This window comes from Streptococcus mitis (genome assembly GCF_002096855.1).
Taxonomy (GTDB): Bacteria; Bacillota; Bacilli; order Lactobacillales; family Streptococcaceae; genus Streptococcus; species Streptococcus mitis_Y.
Genome location: NZ_NCVH01000015.1, coordinates 1 through 398 on the forward strand (window position 1 = coordinate 1; position 398 = coordinate 398).

1 pseudogene is annotated in these 398 nt (G+C 44.2%); it reads left to right on the forward strand.

The features are described 5' to 3' along the window. Positions 1 to 398: pseudogene (locus tag B7698_RS00615) on the forward strand (DNA-directed RNA polymerase subunit beta); the annotation flags it as partial.

The window sequence follows — 398 nt, forward strand, 5'->3', positions numbered from 1 at the left end:
ATCATCAATGGTGGTGAACGTATCATCGTATCTCAGTTGGTCCGCTCACCAGGTGTTTACTTTAACGATAAAGTTGATAAAAACGGTAAAGTGGGCTACGGTTCAACTGTTATCCCTAACCGTGGAGCTTGGTTGGAACTTGAAAGTGACTCAAAAGATATCGCCTACACTCGTATCGACCGTACTCGTAAAATTCCATTTACGACCTTGGTCCGTGCACTTGGTTTCTCAGGCGATGACGAAATCTTTGATATCTTTGGTGACAGCGAGTTGGTTCGCAACACTGTTGAAAAAGATATCCATAAGAACCCAATGGACTCTCGTACCGACGAAGCTTTGAAAGAAATTTACGAACGTCTTCGTCCAGGTGAGCCTAAGACTGCTGAAAGCTCACGTAG